Raw genomic sequence first — 20,698 nt, 5'->3', positions numbered from 1 at the left:
TTTACAAATGTATGTCTAAAATATCTAAAATTCTTGTCAAATCTGATTGACTAACATACTCAATCTCAATTTTACCACGATTCCCTTTAACGACAATATTACTTTTACTTCCAAACTTTTCTTCCATTTGATTTTCTAAAGCACGTATGTAGGGAGATTTAGTCACTTTCTTTGTTTTAACCGATTTATCTTTCGCTGATTGTTGATTAATCGATTGAACTTTCTCTTCCAGCTGGCGAACAGTCCAATGTTCTTTAATCACCTGTTTAGCTAACTTTACCATTTGGACCGAATCATTAACACCTAATAAGGTTCTTGCATGGCCCATTGTTAATTTTTCTTGATTAACTAAATCCTTTACTGATTCAGGTAACTGTAGCAAGCGAATATAATTAGCGATATACGGTCGACTTTTCCCAATTCTTTCAGCTACTTGTGCTTGAGTTAATCTTAAGTTTTCCATCAACATGGCATATGCTTCTGCCTCTTCAAGGGGGCTTAGATCTTCTCGCTGTAGGTTTTCAATCACTGCAATCTCGATCATTGCTTCCTCATTCAGATCTCGTATAATCGCTGGAATTGTTGTTTTACCGGCTAATTTAGAGGCCCTAACACGTCTTTCACCAGCAATTAATTCATAGCCTTTAATTGTTGATCGTCGTATAATAATGGGTTGAAACACACCTGTTTTACGAATCGATTCGGCTAGTTCATTAAGCGCTTCTGGATCAAAATGCTTTCTCGGCTGATAAGGATTAGGTCTAATTTGACTTAATTCAACTTCCGTTACTAGCTCATTTTCTCCTGGACTTTCTTCGTAAGCTGTTGAAAACAAGGCCTCCATCCCTCTTCCCAAACCGCCTCGTTTATTTTTACTCACCATAACTAATCACTTCCTTTGCAAGTTGGTGATACATTAATGCCCCCCTTGATCTAGGATCATAATCAATCACTGAAAGTCCATATGATGGAGCTTCTGACAAACGAATGTTTCGAGAAATAACTGTTTGATATACCTTTTCTTGGAAATATTTACGTACCTCATCTACTACTTCATAACCCAAATTCGTTCGAGCATCCAACATGGTGATCAAAACACCTTCTATCCTAAAATGTGGATTATAGGTTTTTTGTACCAAACGAATAGTATTTAATAATTGGCTCAATCCTTCTAATGCATAATACTCTGCCTGAACGGGAATTAGAATAGTATCGGACGCTGTAAATGCATTAATACACAGTTGTCCTAGAGAAGGCGGACAGTCTACCAAAATATAATCATAGTTATCCCTAATCGGTTGTATCGCATTTTTTAATTGGAATTCACGGTCCTTGATATCAATTAATTCAATTTCTGCTGCGGCCAACGAGATCGTAGACGGTACAATCGACAAATTTTCACGAGTAGTAGGTAGGATCGTTTCTTCAATAGCGACATTATTTATTAAAACTTCGTATAAACTAGCTTTAACATCACCACGCTCCACTCCTAAACCGGAGCTAGCATTACCTTGAGAATCCGAATCAATGATTAGAACTTTTTTACCTAATTTTGCTAAAGCGGCACCCAAATTAACCGTGGTAGTTGTTTTTCCAACACCACCCTTTTGATTACCAATAGCAATCATTTTCCCCATAGATGATCCTCCCTTTCTTGCTATATAATCGGTTGTTTACTAGGTTTACCGGCTTGACGCGGATATTTTTTTGGTGTTTTCTCTACTTTATTAATCAATAAAAATGAGCGTTCTCCTTGATTTTCAGGCAATTGACAATAATTTGATTGAACCACTCTTCCACCCAATATATTCAAAGCTCTCTTTGCTTCATTCAATTCTTCTTGACAAAGGTTCCAATCACCTTTTAAGGCCAAAAAGTTTCCTTCAAGGCTAACTAGTGGAAGGCAATACTCACTTAAAGTATTTAATCTAGCAACTGCACGAGCTGTTACAAGGTCAAAAGATTCTCGCTGATTTTCAAGATGCCCAAAATCCTCCGCACGCGCATGTATTATTTCAACGTTATCAAGTTTTAATTCACTCACTAATAATTCTAAAAAGTGAGTTCTCTTTTTTAATGAGTCAACTATAGTCACCTTTAATTCAGGCCTAACAATCTTTAAAGGTAAGCTAGGAAAGCCAGCACCTGCGCCAACATCACATAGCTTAATTTGATAACTTTCCAATGGCATCTGCCATAAACAAATTAAGCTATCGTAAAAATGTTTTAAATAGACTTCTTCTTTTTGAGTGATTGCTGTCAAATTAATTTTTTGATTCCACTCTACTAATAATTTGTAGTAACAATCGAATTGATTAAGCTGATCCTTTGACATTTTTATACCATGGTTTGACAAAGTTGTTAAGAATGTCATTTCATCCATTTTAATCACTCCTTTACAATATGTGAAACAATTGTTCCACATAAATCCACTTTACTAAAGAATTCAATAAATAGCAATCTTATTTTTCAGTTTTAAAGTGCTTCCTATCTTATCTTATCTTTTACTATCTTCTAAACGTTTAATATTACCATGTTGAATATAAATACTTAAAATTGCAATGTCTGCAGGATTAACACCCGATATTCGACTAGCTTGTCCAATATTATAAGGACGTATCTTTTTTAATCGATCCCGTGCTTCAGTTGCCAAAGAATCAATCGCATCATAATCAATATTTTCTGGAATCAATTTGTCTTCCATGGTTTTGACTTTTTCCACTTTTGAGATTGCTTTTTTAATGTAACCTGCATATTTTATTTGTATTTCTACTTGATCTTTGACAGCCTTTGACAATTCATTTTCACTTTTTGGTAAATACTCTTGCAAATCTATATATTTGATTTCAGGACGCTTTAATAGATCACTCGCTAGAATACCATCTTTTAATGGAGTGGAATGAACCTTTTCAAAATAGTTCATTAATCCTGGAGTATTAGGTGTCAAACGAATGGTCTTTAATCTTTCCAATTCAGATTCGACTGCTGCTAGTTTACTTTTAAAAGCTTGGTAACGTTCGATGTCTATTAACCCGAGTTGGTATCCTATTTCAGTTAATCGTTGATCTGCATTATCATGTCTTAATAATAAACGATACTCAGCTCTAGAGGTTAATAAACGATAGGGCTCAGTAGTACCCTTTGTCACCAAATCATCAATCATTACTCCAATATAAGCTTGCGATCTTTGAATAATGAATGCTTCCTTGTTTTGTACTTTTAATGCTGCATTAATACCAGCAATTAATCCTTGTCCCGCTGCTTCTTCATAACCCGAGGTTCCGTTCATCTGCCCAGCTGTGTATAAATTAGGAATTTTCTTTAGTTCAAGGGTTAAATTTAGCTGATGTGGAACAACAACATCATATTCAATGGCATACCCTGACCGCATCAATCGTGCATTTTCTAATCCTTCTACAGAATGAACAATCTTTAATTGAACATCTTCAGGCATAGAAGTTGAAATTCCTTGTAGATACATCTCTTTTGTACAACGACCTTCTGGTTCTATAAATACTTGGTGTCTTGGTTTATCACTAAATCTTACAATTTTATCTTCAATCGAGGGACAATACCTAGCCCCAACTCCTTCTACAATTCCTGTAAACATAGGTGCACGATCTAGATTTTGTCTGATTATTTCATGCGTTTTTTCATTGGTATGAGTTAACCAACATGATACATCATCTTGAATACTAGCTTCCTCTGATGTTTCAAAGGAAAAGAATCCGGCATCAGGATCTCCCGGTTGTTCTTGGGTTTTATCATAATCGACTGAATCCCCATGAACACGTGGAGGCGTTCCTGTTTTAAATCGAACCAATTCTACACCTAAAGACTGCAAATTTTCTGATAATTTTATGGAAGGTAGCGTATTATTAGGTCCTGATGAATAGGATAATTCTCCTATAATTATTTTTCCCCGGGATGAAGTGCCTGCTGTTAGAACAACTGTTTTTGACCGATAAACGGCTCCTGTCGAAGTAATCACACCACAACATTTTTCATCTTCTATTAACAGCTCTTCAACCATACCTTGTTGCAAAATAAGATTTTCAGTCGATTCCAATGTTTCTTTCATTTTCTGTGAGTATGCTTGCTTGTCGGCCTGAGCTCTTAATGCTTGAACAGCTGGACCTTTGGAACTATTCAACATTCTCATTTGAATAGCTGTCTCATCAATATTTCTGCCCATTTGACCCCCTAAAGCGTCAATTTCACGAACAACGACTCCTTTTGCGGGGCCACCAATTGATGGATTACAAGGCATGAAAGCTACCATTTCTAATGATATAGTGAGTAATAATGTTTGACACCCCATTCTTGCAGCTGCTAAAGCTGCTTCACAACCAGCATGCCCAGCTCCAACTACTATGACATCGTAACTTTTAACTTCAAAATGATTCATTAGCATTGATCTCCTTTATATAAAAAGTCCACCTCATAGTCTACTAATTCGCCTAATTCATTATATTTGAATTTAGCCATAAAAAAGCCTTTCGCTTCAAGTACCCACTTTAGAATTAAAGCATCTCCAGTCCAGGTAGGCTTAGTTAACACTTGTTCATAATCAACCCACTCTAGTTGACCCTCATCACAATCATCAATTAATTCTCCTGAATACTCTTTGACACGATAAACAAAAGAATACCAATCACGACCATCATGAGTAAAATTAGGAAAAGTGATAAAACCTAAAAGATCTAGTTTTTTAGCCTCCAAACCTGTTTCTTCTTTAATTTCACGAATGGCACAGGATTTAGGATCTTCTTCTGCTTCAAATTTACCGCCTACAGAAATCCATTTTCCATGATGGATATCATTCTTTTTCTTATTTCGATATAACAATAATAGTTGTGAGCCATTATCAATATAACAAATAGTTGAGAGTTGTTGCATAATACCTCCTATTTTCCTAAACAAAATTGACTAAATAATTTATCTAATAGCTCATCTTGAACACTTTCTCCGGTAATTTCTCCAAGATAATCCCAAGCTTGAGTAAAATCAATTTGAATTAAATCTACAGGCACTCCCATTTGACTTGCTTCAATCACCGCGTCCAAAGATCTAATCGCTTGTTTGAGTAGGTTAGTATGTCTAGTATTTAGTAAATAGTTAACATCTTGACTTTCAATAGCCCCTTTATTAAAAAGTGACTCTATTTGATTTTCCATTTCATAGATTCCTTCATCTGTCATTAATGATGTTTCGATCAAAGGCGTTCCCACTAACGCCTCTTTCAATTTGTCAATATCTAAAACGGGCTTTAAATCTTGTTTATTTAATAAAACAATTCGTTTCTTATCTTTTGTCAAATCAATTAATTCTAAATCCATTGGACTTAAAGCTTGACTTTGATCAAACATTAAGATAATCAAATCTGCTTCATTAACCATTTGACGACTCTTATTTACACCAATTTGTTCCACAATTTCATTAGTATCACGAATTCCTGCTGTATCAATAAGAAGCAATGGGATTCCTCGTATTGAAATTAATTCTTCAATCGTATCCCTAGTTGTCCCTGCAATATTAGTCACAATAGCCTTTTCACGACCTGTCAAACGATTTAACAAACTAGACTTTCCCACATTGGGACGACCAACAATCACCGTTTTGACACCTTCTCTTAATAATTGCCCATTTGAAGCTTCATTTAACAGTTTGTCAATTTCATCTTTCACCACAAGCGCTGTTTGACAAAGAGCTTTATTTGATAATTCTTCAACATCATCATACTCAGGATAATCAATCGTCACTTCAACTTGTGCAAGAGTCTGGAGCATTTCGTTACGAAGGTGTTTTATTTTACTTGATAAAGAACCGCTCAATTGACTCATCGAAGCAGACATTGATTTAGCTGTTTTAGCTTGAATCAAGTCCATCAAGGCTTCAGCTTGAGATAAGTCCAAACGGCCATTTAAAAAGGCCCTTTTTGTAAACTCACCGGGCTGGGCCAAACGGGCCCCTTGATACAGACAAGCTTCTAATACTTCTTGTACTGCTACCAATCCCCCATGGCAATTAATCTCAATAATATCTTCTCGCGTATATGTTTTAGGAGCCTTTAAAACAGTTATCATTACTTCATCAATGATACTTTGATCTTCTCGATAAATATGACCATAGTGAATCGTATGGCTTGCTACTTGATTTAGATCCTTTTCTCTAAACAATCGGTTTGCATATTCAATCGCTTCTGGTCCACTCATTCTTACAATTCCAATTGCTCCTTCCCCTAGAGCAGTAGAAATAGCAGCAATCGTATCTAATTGGTACACCGACATCTCCTCCTATATATTTAATCATCTAAGAAATCCAAACAAAAAAAGTGCTTTGTCCAAACTCTTTTCCTTTGAAAGAGTCGGATAGCACTTTGACTGCTAAAACTATTGATATTATGCTAACAAATTTTCAACTATATTTCAAGGAAGATTATTCTCCATTTTCTATTATCCAACTTGAATCAAGAGTGTAAATAGCTTGATCTACCGGTAAACTAAACAAAGGTTGATAGATCATCGACTGAACTTGTAATTGAACATGCTCAACGCCATAAAAATGCCCTAAGGTGGTAACTAACGCATGAACAACTGCAAGTTCACCTGCTGGGTTCTGACTAAAACTTTTTGTTACTGACTGAGATAGGTTAACAAGTAGTCCTTGATCTGTCATTTCTAAAGCTAGTAATTGATCATTAGGTCCAATCCATTTTTGTTCTTTGAAAAAAGTTTCAAATACTTTTTCTACTTGAGCATTGGTTTGCCATGATATAGTAGCCTGTTCCTTTGTTATCTTTCCCAAACTAAGATCATTTTGCACAACGGGCTGGTAAACTGTTATGGGGGTTATAATCATCACATTATCTTCTACTTTGTTTAAATAAATAAATTTAGTCGGCTCTCCTTCAATCCATTCAGCAACCAATCCTTGATTAGCTGAATATAAAGAATGTGAAACACCCTGATCCTTTTTATTAACGACTTCAACTACTTCTTGATAAGTTTGATCTTGAATTGTTACTTGTTGATATAAAGCTTGTATTCTTGATTCTGACTGATCTTCATTAATCCAAGTTGTTCCCTGTTGAATAGGGGCTTTTAATAATATTTTTGGTGCTAATGATAATACTTCAGTATCTTTTTGATTTAAATAGTTTGACATTTTTACAGGTGGGTCAAATTCATTTAACTGTAATAATGCGTCCTTATCTTTTTTGTAAATTTCATTAATCCATTGATCATCCTGTATTCTTCGGATTTGACCCATTACTTGATCCGTATCAACATATTCCAGATAACGAATACTTCCATCCGAATAATAACTAATTCGATTAGGATTAAAAAAAGAAAAATTGACTAGGTCAAATTGTGTATTTGGTTCTGCTAATTCTCCATGAATATTTTCAGGGAGTGTTTGATCATCAATTGATCTATGATCATCTTCTGGTACTTCTGAAGATTTTTTGAGTGAATTATTATTTATTTTAGCTAAATTTTCTTCACTTAGTTTTATCATTGGCTCTTTAGCACAGGCTGTTAAAGCAAAGCAAGCTAATAGTAGCAGATAACGAAGACGCCGAAGCATCAGACCAGCTCCCTTCTAAGCTAAAAATATTATAGCATATTTTATGATTCAGTAGTTCTTCTAATAAGAAATCCTAACCATTTCATTAAAAAAAGCTGGCAGTCACAAGCTACCAGCTCTTCAAACTTTCTTTATAGTTAAGATAATTTAGAATCTGATACATAATCTACCACTAAATAGCGATTAGGATCTTTTCCTTCAGAATGTGTAGCAATATGATCTACCTTACTTAAATAGGCATGAATTTGTTTACGCTCATAAGCAGGAAGTGGATCTAAAATTATAGTTTGCTTAGTTTTTAATACTTTATCAGCAGTTCTTTCAGCGATTTGTTCTAAAACATTTAATCGACGATCTCGATAATCCCCAACATTTAGTAAAACTGATAAGCGACGACGATCCTTATTATGAATAAAGATTTGAACAAGCGTTTGAAGAGAATTAATAATTTTTCCATGTCGACCAATAACTAAACCTGATTTATCAGTATCAATATCAAAGGTTACTTGGTTTCCCTTGATATGGAATTGTACCTTAGCCTCAGCACCATATTCTTTAATGATTTGCTCTAAATAACGACACGCCTCTTCAAAATTTTGAGTTTGTTTAGCTTTAATTTCTGTCTTATCAAGTGACTCATCTTGCTTAATTTCTTTGACTTCTTTAGTTGTTTCAGATGTTACTTCAGATAAGGAATCAATCGGCATTTCTTTGTGGAGCGATTCTTGAATTTCATTTTTAATTGTTTGATCCACTGATTTATCTGAGTCTTTTTTTACTTCATTTTGAACCTGCTTTTCGGATTGATTATTCTTCCGTATATAATCAGCAATCGAAGACGAACTAAGATCTTGACTAACTCTTTCCTTTTGGGAAGACATACCTACCTGTTTTTCTAATTCTTGAGTAATTTCTTTAAAAGATTGATTATTTTTTGCCTGTAAATGGACTATAGCGTCTTGTCTACCTAACCCTAAAAATCCTTTTTTTCCTTCACTAATAATACGAATGTCTACTTGATCTTTTGACAAGTTTAGTTTTTTTAATCCTAATTCGATAGCTTCTTCAACATTTTTTGCTTTCATTGTTAGACTATTTTCAATCATATTAACTCTCCTCTATGAGCGATTTTTTTGTACTTTTTTCAATGCTTTACGCAATTCTTTTTCTTTAGCTTTTTTTGCAGCAGCTTCAGCTTTTCTTTCTTCAATAATTTTATATGGATTATTAAATAATAAAATACTAATCAACCTAACCAAATTAGAAACTACAAGATATAGGGCAACTGCTGATGGTAAACTCATTGAAATAATAAAAATCATAATTGGCATAAAATAAGTCATTGAACGGGCCATTGGATTATTTTGCGGATTGGCTTTTGTTGTTAAATAAGTCGTCCAAAATGCTAAACCAGCTGCCAATAATGGAAGAACAAAATAAGGATCTCTTTGTCCTAGATTCATCCATAAAAAGTGACCTTGTCGTAAAACTTCTGTTCTAAGAATGGCCTGATATAAAGCGGTAAGAATTGGTAATTGGATTAAAAGTGGCAAGCAACCTGCAAACTGATTAACGCCCTTTTCATCCAAAAGAGCTTGTTGTTCGGTCTGTAATAATTCCATAGATTGACGATCACGATTAGGATACTTTGCCTTGATGGCATCCAATTCTGGTTGGATCTCCATCATTTTTTGTTGAGATTTCATCTGCATTTGATTTAAAGGTAATAATAAAATATGCAGAATAACTGTAAAAATAATAATTCCAATAGCATAATTACCCGCGAATAAATTTGAAATTGCAATGATTAATCGCGATAGATTATATAATATGATTCCATCCCAGAATCCACTAGAATTCGCATTAATTGGTTGATTAATTGTCGCACAAGCACTTAAAGTAGTCGACATCAAAATTAATAACAATACCTTTAGATGTTTATTGTTTTTTATCATAGGTCCCTCCTAATTGATTGTTTAATAATGAACGATCGATAATACCAGCAAGATTCATGACATGAATCACTGAACTTTTCACTTCTTGATAAGGGCGACCAACAATATCCTTTCGGGCAATTAAAAGAAAATCAAGATCGGGTTGAATCACTTCACGAAGTTCAAATACTGCCTGACGTAAATAGCGTTTAATTTGATTTCGAACAACAGCATTCCCTATTTTCTTACCAACCGATAAACCCACTCTAAAATGCTCCTGATTAGGCTTAGAATATTGATAAATTACTAATTGACGATTAGCAATTGATTGGCCTTGATGAAAAACTTTTTGGTAATCCTTATCACTTTTTACACGATATTTTTTTTTCAATAGATTCCCTTTCTAATATTACTATCAATCTGTGCCTTATATTATATCAAAAAAATGAACAATTGAAACATAATCAATAGTTATCCATTATAAAATAAAAAGGCTTCCCCTAGGAAGCCTCGCATGACTATGCACTTAATTTTTTACGACCTTTTTTACGTCTTCTAGCTAAAACGTGGCGACCGTTTTTCGTTGCCATACGTTTTCTGAAACCATGTTCTTTACTACGTTGACGTTTTTTTGGTTGATATGTTCTTTTTGACATATAAACACCTCCTCACCATTCTTATAACACAATACTAGAATAGTTTATAAGAATCTTTTTATGAAAGCAAGTACTTTTTACTAAATATACGAATTTTATATATTTTCCAACAAGTTATCAACAGGATTCAAAATAACTGTTGATAAAGTTCTCCTTTATTTTTATTAAATCACAATTATTTTTCAGACTTATCCACAATGAACAGGCTGTTTACAAATTTTACACTTTTCAACAGTTTTAATTTTCCAAGGATTACAATCCTATTATTAAGCCATTCTTTCATGTTAGTTATGCACAATTTATAATAATGAACCAACGTTTTTTAAAATTTATCCACTGATAATATTCACTTGTTGATAAGTCTGATGACAATATGTGTATTAATGGTTTGCCTACTTTTACTTTGTGGAAAACTCTCTTTATGTTACAATAGATTTACTCATTGAGACTGTATTCCAAATAATGGAGGTGATTAAATGGACGAGAAAGATCTTTTCTGGCAAGGAGCTCAGGAATACCTTAAAGACATACTTTCAGTATCTTCATACCGATCATGGGTAGAGCCAGTTATTCCCACTCGAATTGGACAGCGTACCATTACATTAGTTGTTCCCAATCCTATGACACAAAAATATTGGGAAAATCATTTAACCAACTATATCCTACAATATAGCTATGAACACTATGGTCAGGAATATTTACCAGAATTTGTAGTTCGTAAACAGCCACAAAAAGATATCGTATCTCAATCAAAAATTAATGATCAATCTCAAGAAACAATTCCTCTTCCTATTTTTTCAGAGTCAAAATTAAATCCTTCTTATACTTTTGATAGTTTTGTTATTGGAGAAGGAAATAAAATGGCAGCGGGTGCTGCATTAGCTGTATGCGATGGACCAGGTAAAACTTACAACCCTTTTCTTATTTATGGAGGCGTAGGTCTTGGCAAGACTCACTTAATGCAAGCTATTGGAAATGAAATCTTAAAAAGAAACCCTCAACTAAAAATTAAATATGCAACGTCAGAGTCTTTTGTAAATGATTTCATTACCTCCATTCAAAATGGCTCCCAGAAAACATTTCGTGAAATGTACCGTGAAATTGATGTTCTTTTAATTGATGATATCCAATTCTTATCCAAAAAAGATGCCACCCAAGAGGAATTTTTCCATACATTTAATGAACTATATAATAATAATAAACAAATTGTTCTAACTTCTGATCGATTACCTAATAATATTGCTAACTTAGAAGAACGTCTAATTTCACGTTTTAAATGGGGACTATCCACCGATATTACACCACCAGATCTAGAAACACGTATCGCTATTCTTCGCAAAAAAGCCAGTAGTGATCAATTAGATGTTGATTCCGAAAGCTTAACTTACATTGCTTCCAATGTAGATACTAATATTCGTGAATTAGAAGGAGCTCTAATGCGGGTTATTGCTTATGCAGCAATCGAAGGAAAAGAAATTAACAGCCAACTAGCTGCAGAAGCTCTTTCTTCAATCATTGATCACAAACAAGAGTCCATTGTCTCTGCTGAAAGTATCATTCAAATAAGCAGCAAATATTTTGGAATTCCCATCGAACTAATTCTTGGTAAAAAACGTAAGAAAGAAATTGTTTATGCACGCCAAATAGCAATGTATTTAACTCGTCAAGAGACTGAATTATCTTTTCCAAAGATTGGTGAAGCCTTTGGTAATAAAAATCATACAACAGTCATTCACGCCTATGAAAAAATTGCTCAAGATCGAAAACAAGATTCTCAAGTAGAAAATGATCTTTTAAATCTTGAAAAACAACTCAAAAAATAGAACTGTGTATAATTAGTTGAAAAACATAATATTTATCAACTAGTCTATTCACACTCAAAAGCTTATTATTTGCTTGATTAAATGACTTATCCACTAAATGAACAGGCCCTACTATTATTACTTACTTATAAAATACTTTATATAAAGGAGTCTCACTATGAAATTTACTATCAATCGATCTAAATTAATTCAAGAATTATCTAATGTTCAACGAGCAATTCCTGGTAAAACAAGTATGGAAATTCTACTGGGTATAAAATTAAATTTAACTTCTAATGGACTTTATTTATTAGGTAGTGATTCTGAAATTTCTATTGAAAGTTTCATCAATGTAAATAAAGAGGATGCACATTTAAAAATTGAAGAAACAGGATCAGTTGTACTTCCTGCTCGTTTATTAAATGACATTGTTAAAAAATTAGCTAGTGATGAAGTTAAGATTGAAGTTGAAACAGATTATGTTACAAAAATTTCAGCAGCTAATGCTGAATTTAAAATTATTGGAATTAATGCAGAAGATTTTCCCCATTTACCAACAATTGAAGAACAAAGTCAAATTATTCTTCCTGCTGCTCAATTAAAAAAAGTTATCGATCAAACTATCTTTTCTGCTTCAAATCAAGAACTTAAACCAAGTTTAACGGGGCTTTATTTAGCTATCGACAAGGATCAATTAACCGCTGTAGCAACAGATAGCCATCGATTAAGCCAACGTAAGTTACTTTTAGAAAATCAAAATTTATCAGGTATTACACCAATGATTTTACCTAAAAAAACAGTTAAAGAATTAGCTCGTGTGGTTCCAGATTATGCAGACATTAAAATGACAATTGCTAGTCATCAAGTAGTCTTTCAATTTGAAAATATTACTGTGTATTCTCGATTAATTGATGGAACTTATCCAGACGCAAGTCGCTTGATTCCAACTGAATTTAATACAGAAGTTGTTCTTAACGCACAGTATTTCTCAGGGGCCATGGATCGAGCTTCTTTAATGTCACATGAAGGAAAAAATAATATTGTCCAATTATCAATCGAAGATCAACATGTTGAATTAAAAGTTTTAGGAGCAGAAATTGGTAATGTTACAGAGGAAATTGAATACCAAGAGCTTGTGGGCGAAAACATAAAAATATCTTTTAATCCTGATTATATGAATGAAGCTCTAAAATCTTTTGGTGATCAAACGATTTGTTTACAATTAATTTCTCCAGTTAGAACAATGCTTTTAAAAGCTTATCCAGAAAAAGATTCAAAAAACGCTCTATTACAATTATTAACTCCTATACGTACCCATACATACTAATTTTTAACTTTTCTAACTTGATAACTGAGTAATTAATTTATTTGCTCAGTTATCAAGTTTTTAATTAATAAAGGCTAAAAACCATTTCTTAGAGCTTTTTCTATAATGAGATAAAAAATATCAGATTAAGTTTACCGTGGTTAAATCGTAATATTTGTGAGATTGTTTGTTTTTTACTGATTTTAAGCCTATAATAAGATAGAATCATCATAAAGGAGATGAAACTGATGAAAGAAGAAAAATTAATAATAACTAATGATCTGATTACTTTAGGTCAATTACTTAAAGAACTCAGTCTCATCTCAAGTGGTGGGATGGCAAAACACTATCTGAATGAGCATCTAGTTCTTGTTAATGATGAGGTAGAAAATCGTAGAGGACGTAAGCTCTATCCACAAGATCGAGTGAATTTCATTGATGAATCATTGATAATTTTAATTAAAAGAGAAGACTCAAACTAATGTACTTATCCAAACTCAGTCTTAAAAATTTCAGAAATTATTCACAGCTTGATATTCAACTAAATCCAGGTCTAACAATCTTAACTGGTGAGAATGCCCAAGGAAAGACCAATCTCCTTGAGGCGATTTTTTTACTATCTTTGGCTAAAAGTCATCGTACTAATCATGATATGGATATGATTCAATGGGGTAGTGACTATGCAATTATCCAAGGGAAAGTAAAAAAAAATAGTTATGAAATTCCACTTGAAATTCAGTTGTCTAAAAAAGGTAAAATAGCTAAATTTAATTACCAGGATCAGGCAAAATTGAGTCAATTTATAGGTAAATTGAATGTTGTTTTATTTGCACCGGAGGATATGCAGTTAATAAAAGGCAGTCCTTCTTTAAGAAGGCAGTTTATTGATGCTGAATTGGGTCAAGCTCAACCTTTATATCTTCAAAGCTTATTACAATATCATCGCTTGTTAAAACAACGAAATACTTATCTAAAGCAATTACGAGAAAAACAAGCTAAGGATCTTATATATTTAGATATTATTAGTGATCAATTAATTGAACATGCTGAAATTATTATTAATTATCGACTTGATTTTATTGAACATATAGGAAAGATTGCCAATAAAATTCACCATAATTTGTCATTAAATCGCGATGAATTGACTTTATTTTATCGAGCATCTTCCAGTAAGTTGGATTACCAAAGTAAAGAGACAATTAAAAAGCAATTTTCGGATATATTTTTTGAAAATCGTCAAAGAGATATCGACTTTGGTATCACGCATTACGGTCCACATCGTGATGATTTATTATTTTTTATTAATGATACGGTCGCACAGAATTTTGCATCCCAAGGGCAACAAAGAACGATTATATTATCGCTTAAATTAGCAGAATTAGAATGGATGTATCGACTCAATCAAGACTATCCAGTTTTATTATTAGATGATGTCTTATCGGAGTTAGATGAACAACGACAATTAGTGTTAATGCAAACTATTGAAAATAAGGTTCAGACTATTTTAACGACAGCTTCTATTGATCAAATTCATTTAGAGAATTTATCAAATAGTCAATTATTAAAAATAGCAGATGGACAAATTATTAATGAAGGAGATTAAGCATGGCAAATCATCACAATGAAAGTCAGTATAATGCCGATCAAATTCAAGTACTCGAAGGACTTGAGGCAGTTCGTAAAAGACCTGGTATGTATATCGGGTCAACTTCTGAAGAAGGGTTGCATCATCTAGTATGGGAAATTGTTGATAACGCAATTGATGAAGCCTTAGCCGGTTATTGTAATCATATCGAGGTAACGATTGAAAAAAATAATTCGATTACGGTTACAGATAATGGTCGTGGGATCCCAGTTGATATTCAACATAAAACTGGACGGCCTGCTGTAGAAACGGTTTATACCGTGCTTCATGCTGGTGGAAAATTTGGAGGCGGATCCTATAAAGTTTCTGGTGGACTTCATGGAGTTGGTGCTTCAGTTGTTAATGCCTTATCTTCTCAATTAAGTGTCGAAGTTTCTCGTAATGGTAAAGTTTATCGTATTGAGTTTGAGAGAGGAAATATCACTTCGGAATTAAAGGTTATTGGAGACCACGAAGAAACTGGTACGCGGGTTAATTTTGTTCCAGACCCAACTATTTTTACCGAAACTACGGAATACCGATTTAATATTCTGAATGAACGTATTCGAGAACTCGCATTTTTAAATAAAAATTTACGAATTACCTTAGTTGATAAAAGAGAGGATCGGGAAAAGGAAGTTTCTTATTTTTATGAAGGCGGTATTAAGTCTTACGTCAGCTATTTAAATGAAGATAAGGAAGTTTTATTTTCTGAACCGATTTATTTAGAAGGAGAGTTAGAGGGAATTACAGTCGAAATTGCTTTACAATATACGACTGCCTATGAAACGATTATTAATTCTTTTGCTAATAATATTCATACACATGAAGGTGGAACGCATGAATCAGGGTTTAAAACTTCTTTAACGCGTGTGATTAATGATTATGCTCGACGTGCTAATCTTATAAAAGAATCTGAGTCTAATTTAACCGGGGAAGATACACGGGAAGGATTAGTTGCTATTGTTTCTATCAAACATCCAGACCCTCAATTCGAAGGACAGACCAAAACTAAATTAGGAAATTCAGAAGTTCGTACAGTAACTGATCGTCTTTTCTCAAGTCATTTTGAAACTTTCCTTTTAGAAAATCCAAAAATTGCTCGAACGATTGTTGATAAAGGAATTCTAGCTTCGAAAGCACGTCATGCAGCTAAGCGTGCTAGAGAAATGACACGTAAAAAATCAGGTTTAGAAATTGCCAACTTGCCTGGTAAATTAGCTGATTGTTCATCGAAAGATGCTGAAAAATGTGAATTATTTATTGTCGAAGGAGATTCAGCAGGTGGGTCTGCTAAACAGGGTCGCTCAAGAATGTATCAAGCAATTTTACCAATTCGTGGAAAAATTTTAAATGTGGAAAAAGCCTCGATGGATCGAATCTTAAATAATATGGAAATTCGTTCTCTTTTTACGGCTATGGGGACAGGTTTTGGTGCTGATTTTGATGTGGAAAAAGCGCGCTATCATAAATTAATTATCATGACTGATGCAGATGTCGATGGTGCTCATATTCGGACCCTTTTATTGACCTTAATTTTTCGTTATATGCGTCCTTTATTAGAAGCTGGCTATGTTTATATCGCTTTACCACCCTTATATAAATTAAAGGTAGGTAAAAAAGAATTTTACCTTGATACGGATGAACAGTTAGATCAATGGCAAAAAGAAAACCCCGATGTTCGTTTTTCATTACAACGTTATAAGGGTTTGGGAGAGATGAATGCGGAACAGCTTTGGGAAACAACCATGAACCCAGCAAATCGAAGAATGCAAAAGGTAAAAATGAAAGATGCTGACGAAGCTAATCGAGTTATGAATATGTTAATGGGCGAAGAGGTTCAACCTAGAAGAGAGTTTATCGAACAAAACGCAGTCTATGTCCGCAATTTGGATGTCTAGTGATTGAAAGGAGTTATCAATGACAGAGGAATCTTTTGATATTAAAAATCAAAGCTTTGAAGAGGTCAGTTTACCTGAAGAGATGAAATCTTCCTTTCTTGATTATGCTATGTCGGTGATTGTAGCAAGAGCTTTGCCAGATGTTCGAGATGGACTAAAGCCAGTGCATCGTCGAATTCTTTATGGGATGAATGAATTAGGTGTTACTCCGGATAAACCCTATAAGAAGTCAGCACGGATTGTTGGAGATGTAATGGGTAAATACCATCCGCATGGAGATTCGGCTATTTATGATGCCATGGTGCGTATGGCTCAAAGCTTTTCTTATCGTCAAGTATTGGTAGATGGTCACGGAAATTTCGGTTCAATTGATGGTGATGGAGCCGCAGCAATGCGTTATACCGAAGCAAGAATGTCTAAAATAACTCTTGAGATGTTGCGTGACATTAATAAAGACACCATTGACTTTCAAGATAATTATTCGCAAGAAGAGAAAGAACCAGTTGTTTTACCAAGCCGTTTTCCTAATATATTAGTAAATGGAGCATCCGGAATTGCAGTGGGGATGACAACGAACATTCCTTCACACAATTTAGCTGAGGTTATTTCAGCTATTCAAATTCTTATGAAAAATCCCCAAGCTAGTGTCGAAGATTTAATGCAAGCGATTCAAGGACCTGACTTTCCAACCGGTGGAATCATTATGGGACGAGCAGGTATTCGAAAAGCGTATAAAACGGGTCGTGGAAAGATTATTATTCGTGGTCAAGTAGAAATTGAAAAGTTTGGTCGATATAAAGATCAGGATCGGATTGTGATTACCGAAATCCCATATGGTGTTAATAAAGCAAAATTAGTTGAACGAATTGCTGAATTAGGACGCGAGAAAAAAATAGATGGAATTACTTATATCGCAGACGAATCAAACCGTGAAGGTATGAGAATTGTTGTAGAAGTAAGAAGAGATACTTCGGTCGATGTTGTTTTAAATAATTTATATAAACAAACAGCTCTTCAGACAAATTTTGGCATTAATATGTTAGCAATTGACCATGGTGTTCCAAAGGTACTTAATTTAAAAGAAATTTTGGAAAAATATTTGGCTCACCAAGAAGAAGTAATTACAAGGCGGACGCGTTTTGAAAAGAAAAAGGCGGAAGACCGTGCTCATATTGTTGAAGGATTACAAAAAGCTTTAGATGTAATCGATGAAATTATTGATATTATTCGCTCTTCACACGAACCAAGTGCTGCTAAGGAAGAATTAATTCATCGTTTTAATTTTTCAGATATTCAAGCTCAAGCTATATTAGATATGAGATTGGTTCGCTTAACAGGATTAGAAAGAGAAAAAATCGACCAAGAATTAAATGATTTAAGACAACTGATCCAGCGATTAAGCGATATTCTATCTTCTCAAGAACGTATTTATGAATTAATTTATGATGAATTATTAGATATTCAAAAAAGATTCAATGATCCAAGGCGTACACAGATTCAAGCTCGAGAAATACAGAATTTAGAAGATGAAGATTTAATTGATGAAGAAGATATATTGTTGATGCTTACTCGTACTGGATATATTAAACGTGTCTTAGAAGATGAATTTAGGGTACAAAATCGTGGAGGACGAGGTATTAAAGGAATGGGTGTTTCTGAAGAAGATACTATCCAATGTCTGGTGTCTACTTCAACTCATGATACGCTTCTATTCTTTACAAATTATGGTAAGGTATATCAAGCTAAGGGGTATGACATTCCTCAATATGGTCGAACTTCCAAGGGATTACCTTTAGTTAATCTTTTAAAATTAGATGATGGCGAACAAGTACTTGAAATTATTAACGTTCGTGTTCAAGATGAATCAAAAGATAAACAAAGGTATCTTTTCTTTGTCACAAAGAACGGTCGTGTAAAGCGAACTTGTGTTGAAGAATTTTATAATATTAGAGTTAATGGTTTGATTGCTATGGGTCTCAATGAAGGTGATGAATTAAGGCATGTTTTATTAACCGATGAAACATCAAATATTATTTTAGCTTCTCATGAAGGTTATGCCGTTAGTTTTGACCAAGAAGACGTTCGTGTTATGGGACGTCCGGCAGCAGGTGTTAAAGGAATGTCTTTAAGAAAAGGCGATTATATTATTGGAGCAGATATTCTTAAAGAGGATCATCAAATACTGGTTGTTAGCGAAAATGGTTATGGTAAGAAGACTCCTGTTGAAGAATATGCTTTAAGATACCGTGGTGGAAAAGGTGTTAAGACTGCTAAAATATCCGCTAAGAGTGGTAAATTAACAGCAATGCTTTGCATTGAAGGTCATGAAGATTTAATGATAATGACGAATACTGGGATTGTCATTCGTATTTGTGTGAAAGATATTTCAGTCTCATCGAGAGACACTCTAGGTGTTAAAGTAATCCGTTTGGATGAAGAAGCGATCGTTGAAAAAATGGTTGCAATTAGTGAATCTTCTGAATCAAATCAAAAGAATGATGAGGATGTTCAAGTTGAAGAAAATGATCAGGATCAATCATTAGTTGACCAGTTATTGGATCGAGCCGAAAACGATGATGATTTAGACCGTATATAATAGCATAATGAGGCAGGATTTTTTCCTAGCCTCATATTTTTATAGGGAAAATTATTGAATTAGTTTAATCAGTATGATAAAATTAATAAATGTGAGTTATTAGCTATTTAGCTAGCAACTCCTTGCTCTATGGAGCCATAAGACCAAAAGGAGGTGCAGTCATGAGTCAAGCAACAAAATATGAAATTCTTTATATTATTCGTCCTGATATGAACGATGAAGCAAAACAAGAATTAATTTCTCGTTTTGACCAAGTTCTTTCTGATCATGGATCGGAAGTTGTAGAATCAAAAGACTGGGCTAAGAGACGTTTAGCATATGAAATTAACGATTATCGTGAAGGAATCTATCACTTAATCAATGTTAATGCAGAAAATGCTGAAGGAGTAAACGAATTTGATCGTCTAGCACGTATCAATCGTGATATCTTACGCCATATGATTATTAAGTTAGAAGACTAGTTATGTTTCACGTGAAACACTTGTAGGAGGTATGGAAGATGAATACAGTACAGCTTGTAGGTCGTTTAACTAGAGAAGTTGAATTACGTTTTACAGCTCAAGGAACTGCTGTTGGTTCTTTTACAATTGCTGTTAATCGCTCTTTCACCAATCAGCAAGGTGAACGTGAAGCGGATTTTATTAATTGTGTGATTTGGCGGAAATCAGCAGAGAACTTAGCGAATTTTACGCGTAAAGGATCGTTGATTGGTATAGAAGGTCGTATTCAGACGAGAAATTATGAAAATAAACAGGGTCAGAGAGTATATGTAACTGAAGTAGTCGTGAATAATTTTCACTTATTAGAGCCTAAATCAGTTACTGATCAAAGACCGGTTGATCATAATCAAGGGTACGCTACAAACTCTAATTATCAATCAAATCAAACTGCTGGTCCCTCAACACCTACTAATCAGTCTAACCAAAATCAGTCAAGCTTTGATTTTAGTCCAAATTTCAATTTTAATGATCAGGATTCATTCTCAGCAAGTCCAAGAAATGATATTTCGGAGGATGATTTACCTTTCTAGGAGATAAGGAGGAATATTATGGCACAACGTCGCGGAGGAAGACGTAGAAGAAAAGTATGTTATTTCTGTGCAAATCATATCGATCATGTCGATTATAAAGATACAGACCTACTTAAACGCTACATTTCAGAAAAAGGTAAAATTTTACCTCGTCGTGTTACAGGTACTTGTGCGAAACATCAACGTACTTTAACAACGGCAATTAAACGTGCACGTGTAATGGCATTGTTACCATTCACCGTTAAAGATTAATCAATAC

Annotated in this window: 20 protein-coding genes; 9 read left to right on the top strand and 11 right to left on the bottom strand. The window is 34.0% G+C overall.

The window, feature by feature from the left end:
* Position 1 precedes the first annotated feature (1 nt).
* From HMPREF2758_RS04320 to rpmH, 11 genes are all read right to left on the bottom strand, one after another.
* Positions 2–883, bottom strand: coding sequence for a ParB/RepB/Spo0J family partition protein (locus tag HMPREF2758_RS04320; RefSeq protein WP_016648680.1), 882 nt, complete (start codon positions 881–883; stop codon positions 2–4).
* Positions 873–1,637 (bottom strand): ParA family protein, encoded by a 765-nt coding sequence (locus HMPREF2758_RS04315; RefSeq protein ID WP_006908422.1) that lies wholly within the window; start codon positions 1,635–1,637, stop codon positions 873–875. The genes HMPREF2758_RS04320 and HMPREF2758_RS04315 overlap by 11 nt, the downstream gene beginning before the upstream one ends.
* Before the next feature lie 20 nt (positions 1,638–1,657).
* Positions 1,658–2,383: a 16S rRNA (guanine(527)-N(7))-methyltransferase RsmG gene (gene rsmG / locus HMPREF2758_RS04310; RefSeq protein ID WP_070609327.1), complete on the bottom strand. Its 726-nt coding sequence runs from the start codon at positions 2,381–2,383 to the stop codon at positions 1,658–1,660.
* Between the two features lie 114 nt (positions 2,384–2,497).
* Positions 2,498–4,408, bottom strand: coding sequence for a tRNA uridine-5-carboxymethylaminomethyl(34) synthesis enzyme MnmG (gene mnmG, locus HMPREF2758_RS04305; RefSeq protein ID WP_070609326.1), 1,911 nt, complete (start codon positions 4,406–4,408; stop codon positions 2,498–2,500).
* On the bottom strand, positions 4,408–4,899 hold the full coding sequence (locus HMPREF2758_RS04300) for an NUDIX hydrolase (protein WP_070609324.1): 492 nt from the start codon (positions 4,897–4,899) through the stop codon (positions 4,408–4,410). The genes mnmG and HMPREF2758_RS04300 overlap by 1 nt, the downstream gene beginning before the upstream one ends.
* Positions 4,900–4,907: 8 nt before the next feature.
* Positions 4,908–6,284 (bottom strand): tRNA uridine-5-carboxymethylaminomethyl(34) synthesis GTPase MnmE, encoded by a 1,377-nt coding sequence (mnmE, locus tag HMPREF2758_RS04295; protein ID WP_083304844.1) that lies wholly within the window; start codon positions 6,282–6,284, stop codon positions 4,908–4,910.
* Positions 6,285–6,438: 154 nt separating this feature from the next.
* A complete protein-coding gene (locus HMPREF2758_RS04290) occupies positions 6,439–7,590 on the bottom strand; it encodes a GerMN domain-containing protein (protein ID WP_070609320.1) in 1,152 nt (383 codons plus the stop codon).
* Between the two features lie 137 nt (positions 7,591–7,727).
* Positions 7,728–8,696 carry an RNA-binding cell elongation regulator Jag/EloR gene (jag, locus tag HMPREF2758_RS04285; RefSeq protein ID WP_070609318.1) on the bottom strand — a complete coding sequence of 323 codons (969 nt, stop codon included), beginning with the start codon at positions 8,694–8,696 and terminating at the stop codon, positions 7,728–7,730.
* Positions 8,697–8,708: 12 nt separating this feature from the next.
* On the bottom strand, positions 8,709–9,545 hold the full coding sequence (gene yidC, locus HMPREF2758_RS04280) for a membrane protein insertase YidC (RefSeq protein ID WP_070609316.1): 837 nt from the start codon (positions 9,543–9,545) through the stop codon (positions 8,709–8,711).
* A complete protein-coding gene (rnpA, locus tag HMPREF2758_RS04275; RefSeq protein ID WP_006908414.1) occupies positions 9,529–9,915 on the bottom strand; it encodes a ribonuclease P protein component in 387 nt (128 codons plus the stop codon). Before rnpA ends, yidC begins: the two co-directional genes overlap by 17 nt.
* A 127-nt stretch (positions 9,916–10,042) precedes the next feature.
* Positions 10,043–10,180: a 50S ribosomal protein L34 gene (rpmH, locus tag HMPREF2758_RS04270; protein ID WP_006908413.1), complete on the bottom strand. Its 138-nt coding sequence runs from the start codon at positions 10,178–10,180 to the stop codon at positions 10,043–10,045.
* Between the two features lie 476 nt (positions 10,181–10,656).
* Between rpmH and dnaA the strand changes: the two genes are divergently transcribed.
* The 9 genes from dnaA to rpsR all read left to right on the top strand — a co-directional run bounded on the left by dnaA (position 10,657) and on the right by rpsR (position 20,691).
* Entirely contained in the window at positions 10,657–12,003 is a 1,347-nt protein-coding gene (gene dnaA, locus HMPREF2758_RS04265; RefSeq protein WP_070609315.1) for a chromosomal replication initiator protein DnaA, read from the top strand.
* 157 nt (positions 12,004–12,160) lie between these two features.
* Positions 12,161–13,309 carry a DNA polymerase III subunit beta gene (gene dnaN / locus HMPREF2758_RS04260; RefSeq protein WP_070609313.1) on the top strand — a complete coding sequence of 383 codons (1,149 nt, stop codon included), beginning with the start codon at positions 12,161–12,163 and terminating at the stop codon, positions 13,307–13,309.
* Positions 13,310–13,536: 227 nt separating this feature from the next.
* On the top strand, positions 13,537–13,770 hold the full coding sequence (gene yaaA, locus HMPREF2758_RS04255; RefSeq protein WP_070609312.1) for a S4 domain-containing protein YaaA: 234 nt from the start codon (positions 13,537–13,539) through the stop codon (positions 13,768–13,770).
* Entirely contained in the window at positions 13,770–14,891 is a 1,122-nt protein-coding gene (gene recF / locus HMPREF2758_RS04250; RefSeq protein ID WP_070609311.1) for a DNA replication/repair protein RecF, read from the top strand. Before yaaA ends, recF begins: the two co-directional genes overlap by 1 nt.
* A 2-nt stretch (positions 14,892–14,893) precedes the next feature.
* A complete protein-coding gene (gyrB, locus tag HMPREF2758_RS04245) occupies positions 14,894–16,813 on the top strand; it encodes a DNA topoisomerase (ATP-hydrolyzing) subunit B (RefSeq protein WP_070609309.1) in 1,920 nt (639 codons plus the stop codon).
* Positions 16,814–16,832: 19 nt separating this feature from the next.
* Positions 16,833–19,409: a DNA gyrase subunit A gene (gene gyrA, locus HMPREF2758_RS04240; RefSeq protein ID WP_070609308.1), complete on the top strand. Its 2,577-nt coding sequence runs from the start codon at positions 16,833–16,835 to the stop codon at positions 19,407–19,409.
* 161 nt (positions 19,410–19,570) lie between these two features.
* Positions 19,571–19,870 (top strand): 30S ribosomal protein S6, encoded by a 300-nt coding sequence (rpsF, locus tag HMPREF2758_RS04235; protein ID WP_070609306.1) that lies wholly within the window; start codon positions 19,571–19,573, stop codon positions 19,868–19,870.
* A gap of 38 nt (positions 19,871–19,908) precedes the next feature.
* The gene (gene ssb / locus HMPREF2758_RS04230) at positions 19,909–20,439 is read left to right on the top strand and encodes a single-stranded DNA-binding protein (RefSeq protein ID WP_070609304.1); all 531 of its coding nucleotides are present in this window, start codon (positions 19,909–19,911) and stop codon (positions 20,437–20,439) included.
* 18 nt (positions 20,440–20,457) lie between these two features.
* Positions 20,458–20,691: a 30S ribosomal protein S18 gene (rpsR, locus tag HMPREF2758_RS04225; RefSeq protein ID WP_070609303.1), complete on the top strand. Its 234-nt coding sequence runs from the start codon at positions 20,458–20,460 to the stop codon at positions 20,689–20,691.
* Positions 20,692–20,698 lie beyond the last annotated feature (7 nt).

The sequence above is a fragment of the Facklamia sp. HMSC062C11 genome, from assembly GCF_001810675.1.
In the GTDB taxonomy this organism is placed as follows: Bacteria; Bacillota; Bacilli; order Lactobacillales; family Aerococcaceae; genus Facklamia; species Facklamia hominis.
This window is presented reverse-complemented; position numbering and strand designations above follow the sequence as displayed.

Coding starts and splice junctions, on each gene's coding strand:
- HMPREF2758_RS04320 (WP_016648680.1), bottom strand. CDS start 883: ATGGTGAGTAAAAATAAACGAGGCGGTTTGGGAAGAGGGATGGAGGCC.
- HMPREF2758_RS04315 (WP_006908422.1), bottom strand. CDS start 1,637: ATGGGGAAAATGATTGCTATTGGTAATCAAAAGGGTGGTGTTGGAAAA.
- rsmG (WP_070609327.1), bottom strand. CDS start 2,383: ATGGATGAAATGACATTCTTAACAACTTTGTCAAACCATGGTATAAAA.
- mnmG (WP_070609326.1), bottom strand. CDS start 4,408: ATGAATCATTTTGAAGTTAAAAGTTACGATGTCATAGTAGTTGGAGCT.
- HMPREF2758_RS04300 (WP_070609324.1), bottom strand. CDS start 4,899: ATGCAACAACTCTCAACTATTTGTTATATTGATAATGGCTCACAACTA.
- HMPREF2758_RS04290 (WP_070609320.1), bottom strand. CDS start 7,590: ATGCTTCGGCGTCTTCGTTATCTGCTACTATTAGCTTGCTTTGCTTTA.
- jag (WP_070609318.1), bottom strand. CDS start 8,696: ATGATTGAAAATAGTCTAACAATGAAAGCAAAAAATGTTGAAGAAGCT.
- yidC (WP_070609316.1), bottom strand. CDS start 9,545: ATGATAAAAAACAATAAACATCTAAAGGTATTGTTATTAATTTTGATG.
- rpmH (WP_006908413.1), bottom strand. CDS start 10,180: ATGTCAAAAAGAACATATCAACCAAAAAAACGTCAACGTAGTAAAGAA.
- dnaA (WP_070609315.1), top strand. CDS start 10,657: ATGGACGAGAAAGATCTTTTCTGGCAAGGAGCTCAGGAATACCTTAAA.
- dnaN (WP_070609313.1), top strand. CDS start 12,161: ATGAAATTTACTATCAATCGATCTAAATTAATTCAAGAATTATCTAAT.
- yaaA (WP_070609312.1), top strand. CDS start 13,537: ATGAAAGAAGAAAAATTAATAATAACTAATGATCTGATTACTTTAGGT.
- recF (WP_070609311.1), top strand. CDS start 13,770: ATGTACTTATCCAAACTCAGTCTTAAAAATTTCAGAAATTATTCACAG.
- gyrB (WP_070609309.1), top strand. CDS start 14,894: ATGGCAAATCATCACAATGAAAGTCAGTATAATGCCGATCAAATTCAA.
- gyrA (WP_070609308.1), top strand. CDS start 16,833: ATGACAGAGGAATCTTTTGATATTAAAAATCAAAGCTTTGAAGAGGTC.
- rpsF (WP_070609306.1), top strand. CDS start 19,571: ATGAGTCAAGCAACAAAATATGAAATTCTTTATATTATTCGTCCTGAT.
- ssb (WP_070609304.1), top strand. CDS start 19,909: ATGAATACAGTACAGCTTGTAGGTCGTTTAACTAGAGAAGTTGAATTA.
- rpsR (WP_070609303.1), top strand. CDS start 20,458: ATGGCACAACGTCGCGGAGGAAGACGTAGAAGAAAAGTATGTTATTTC.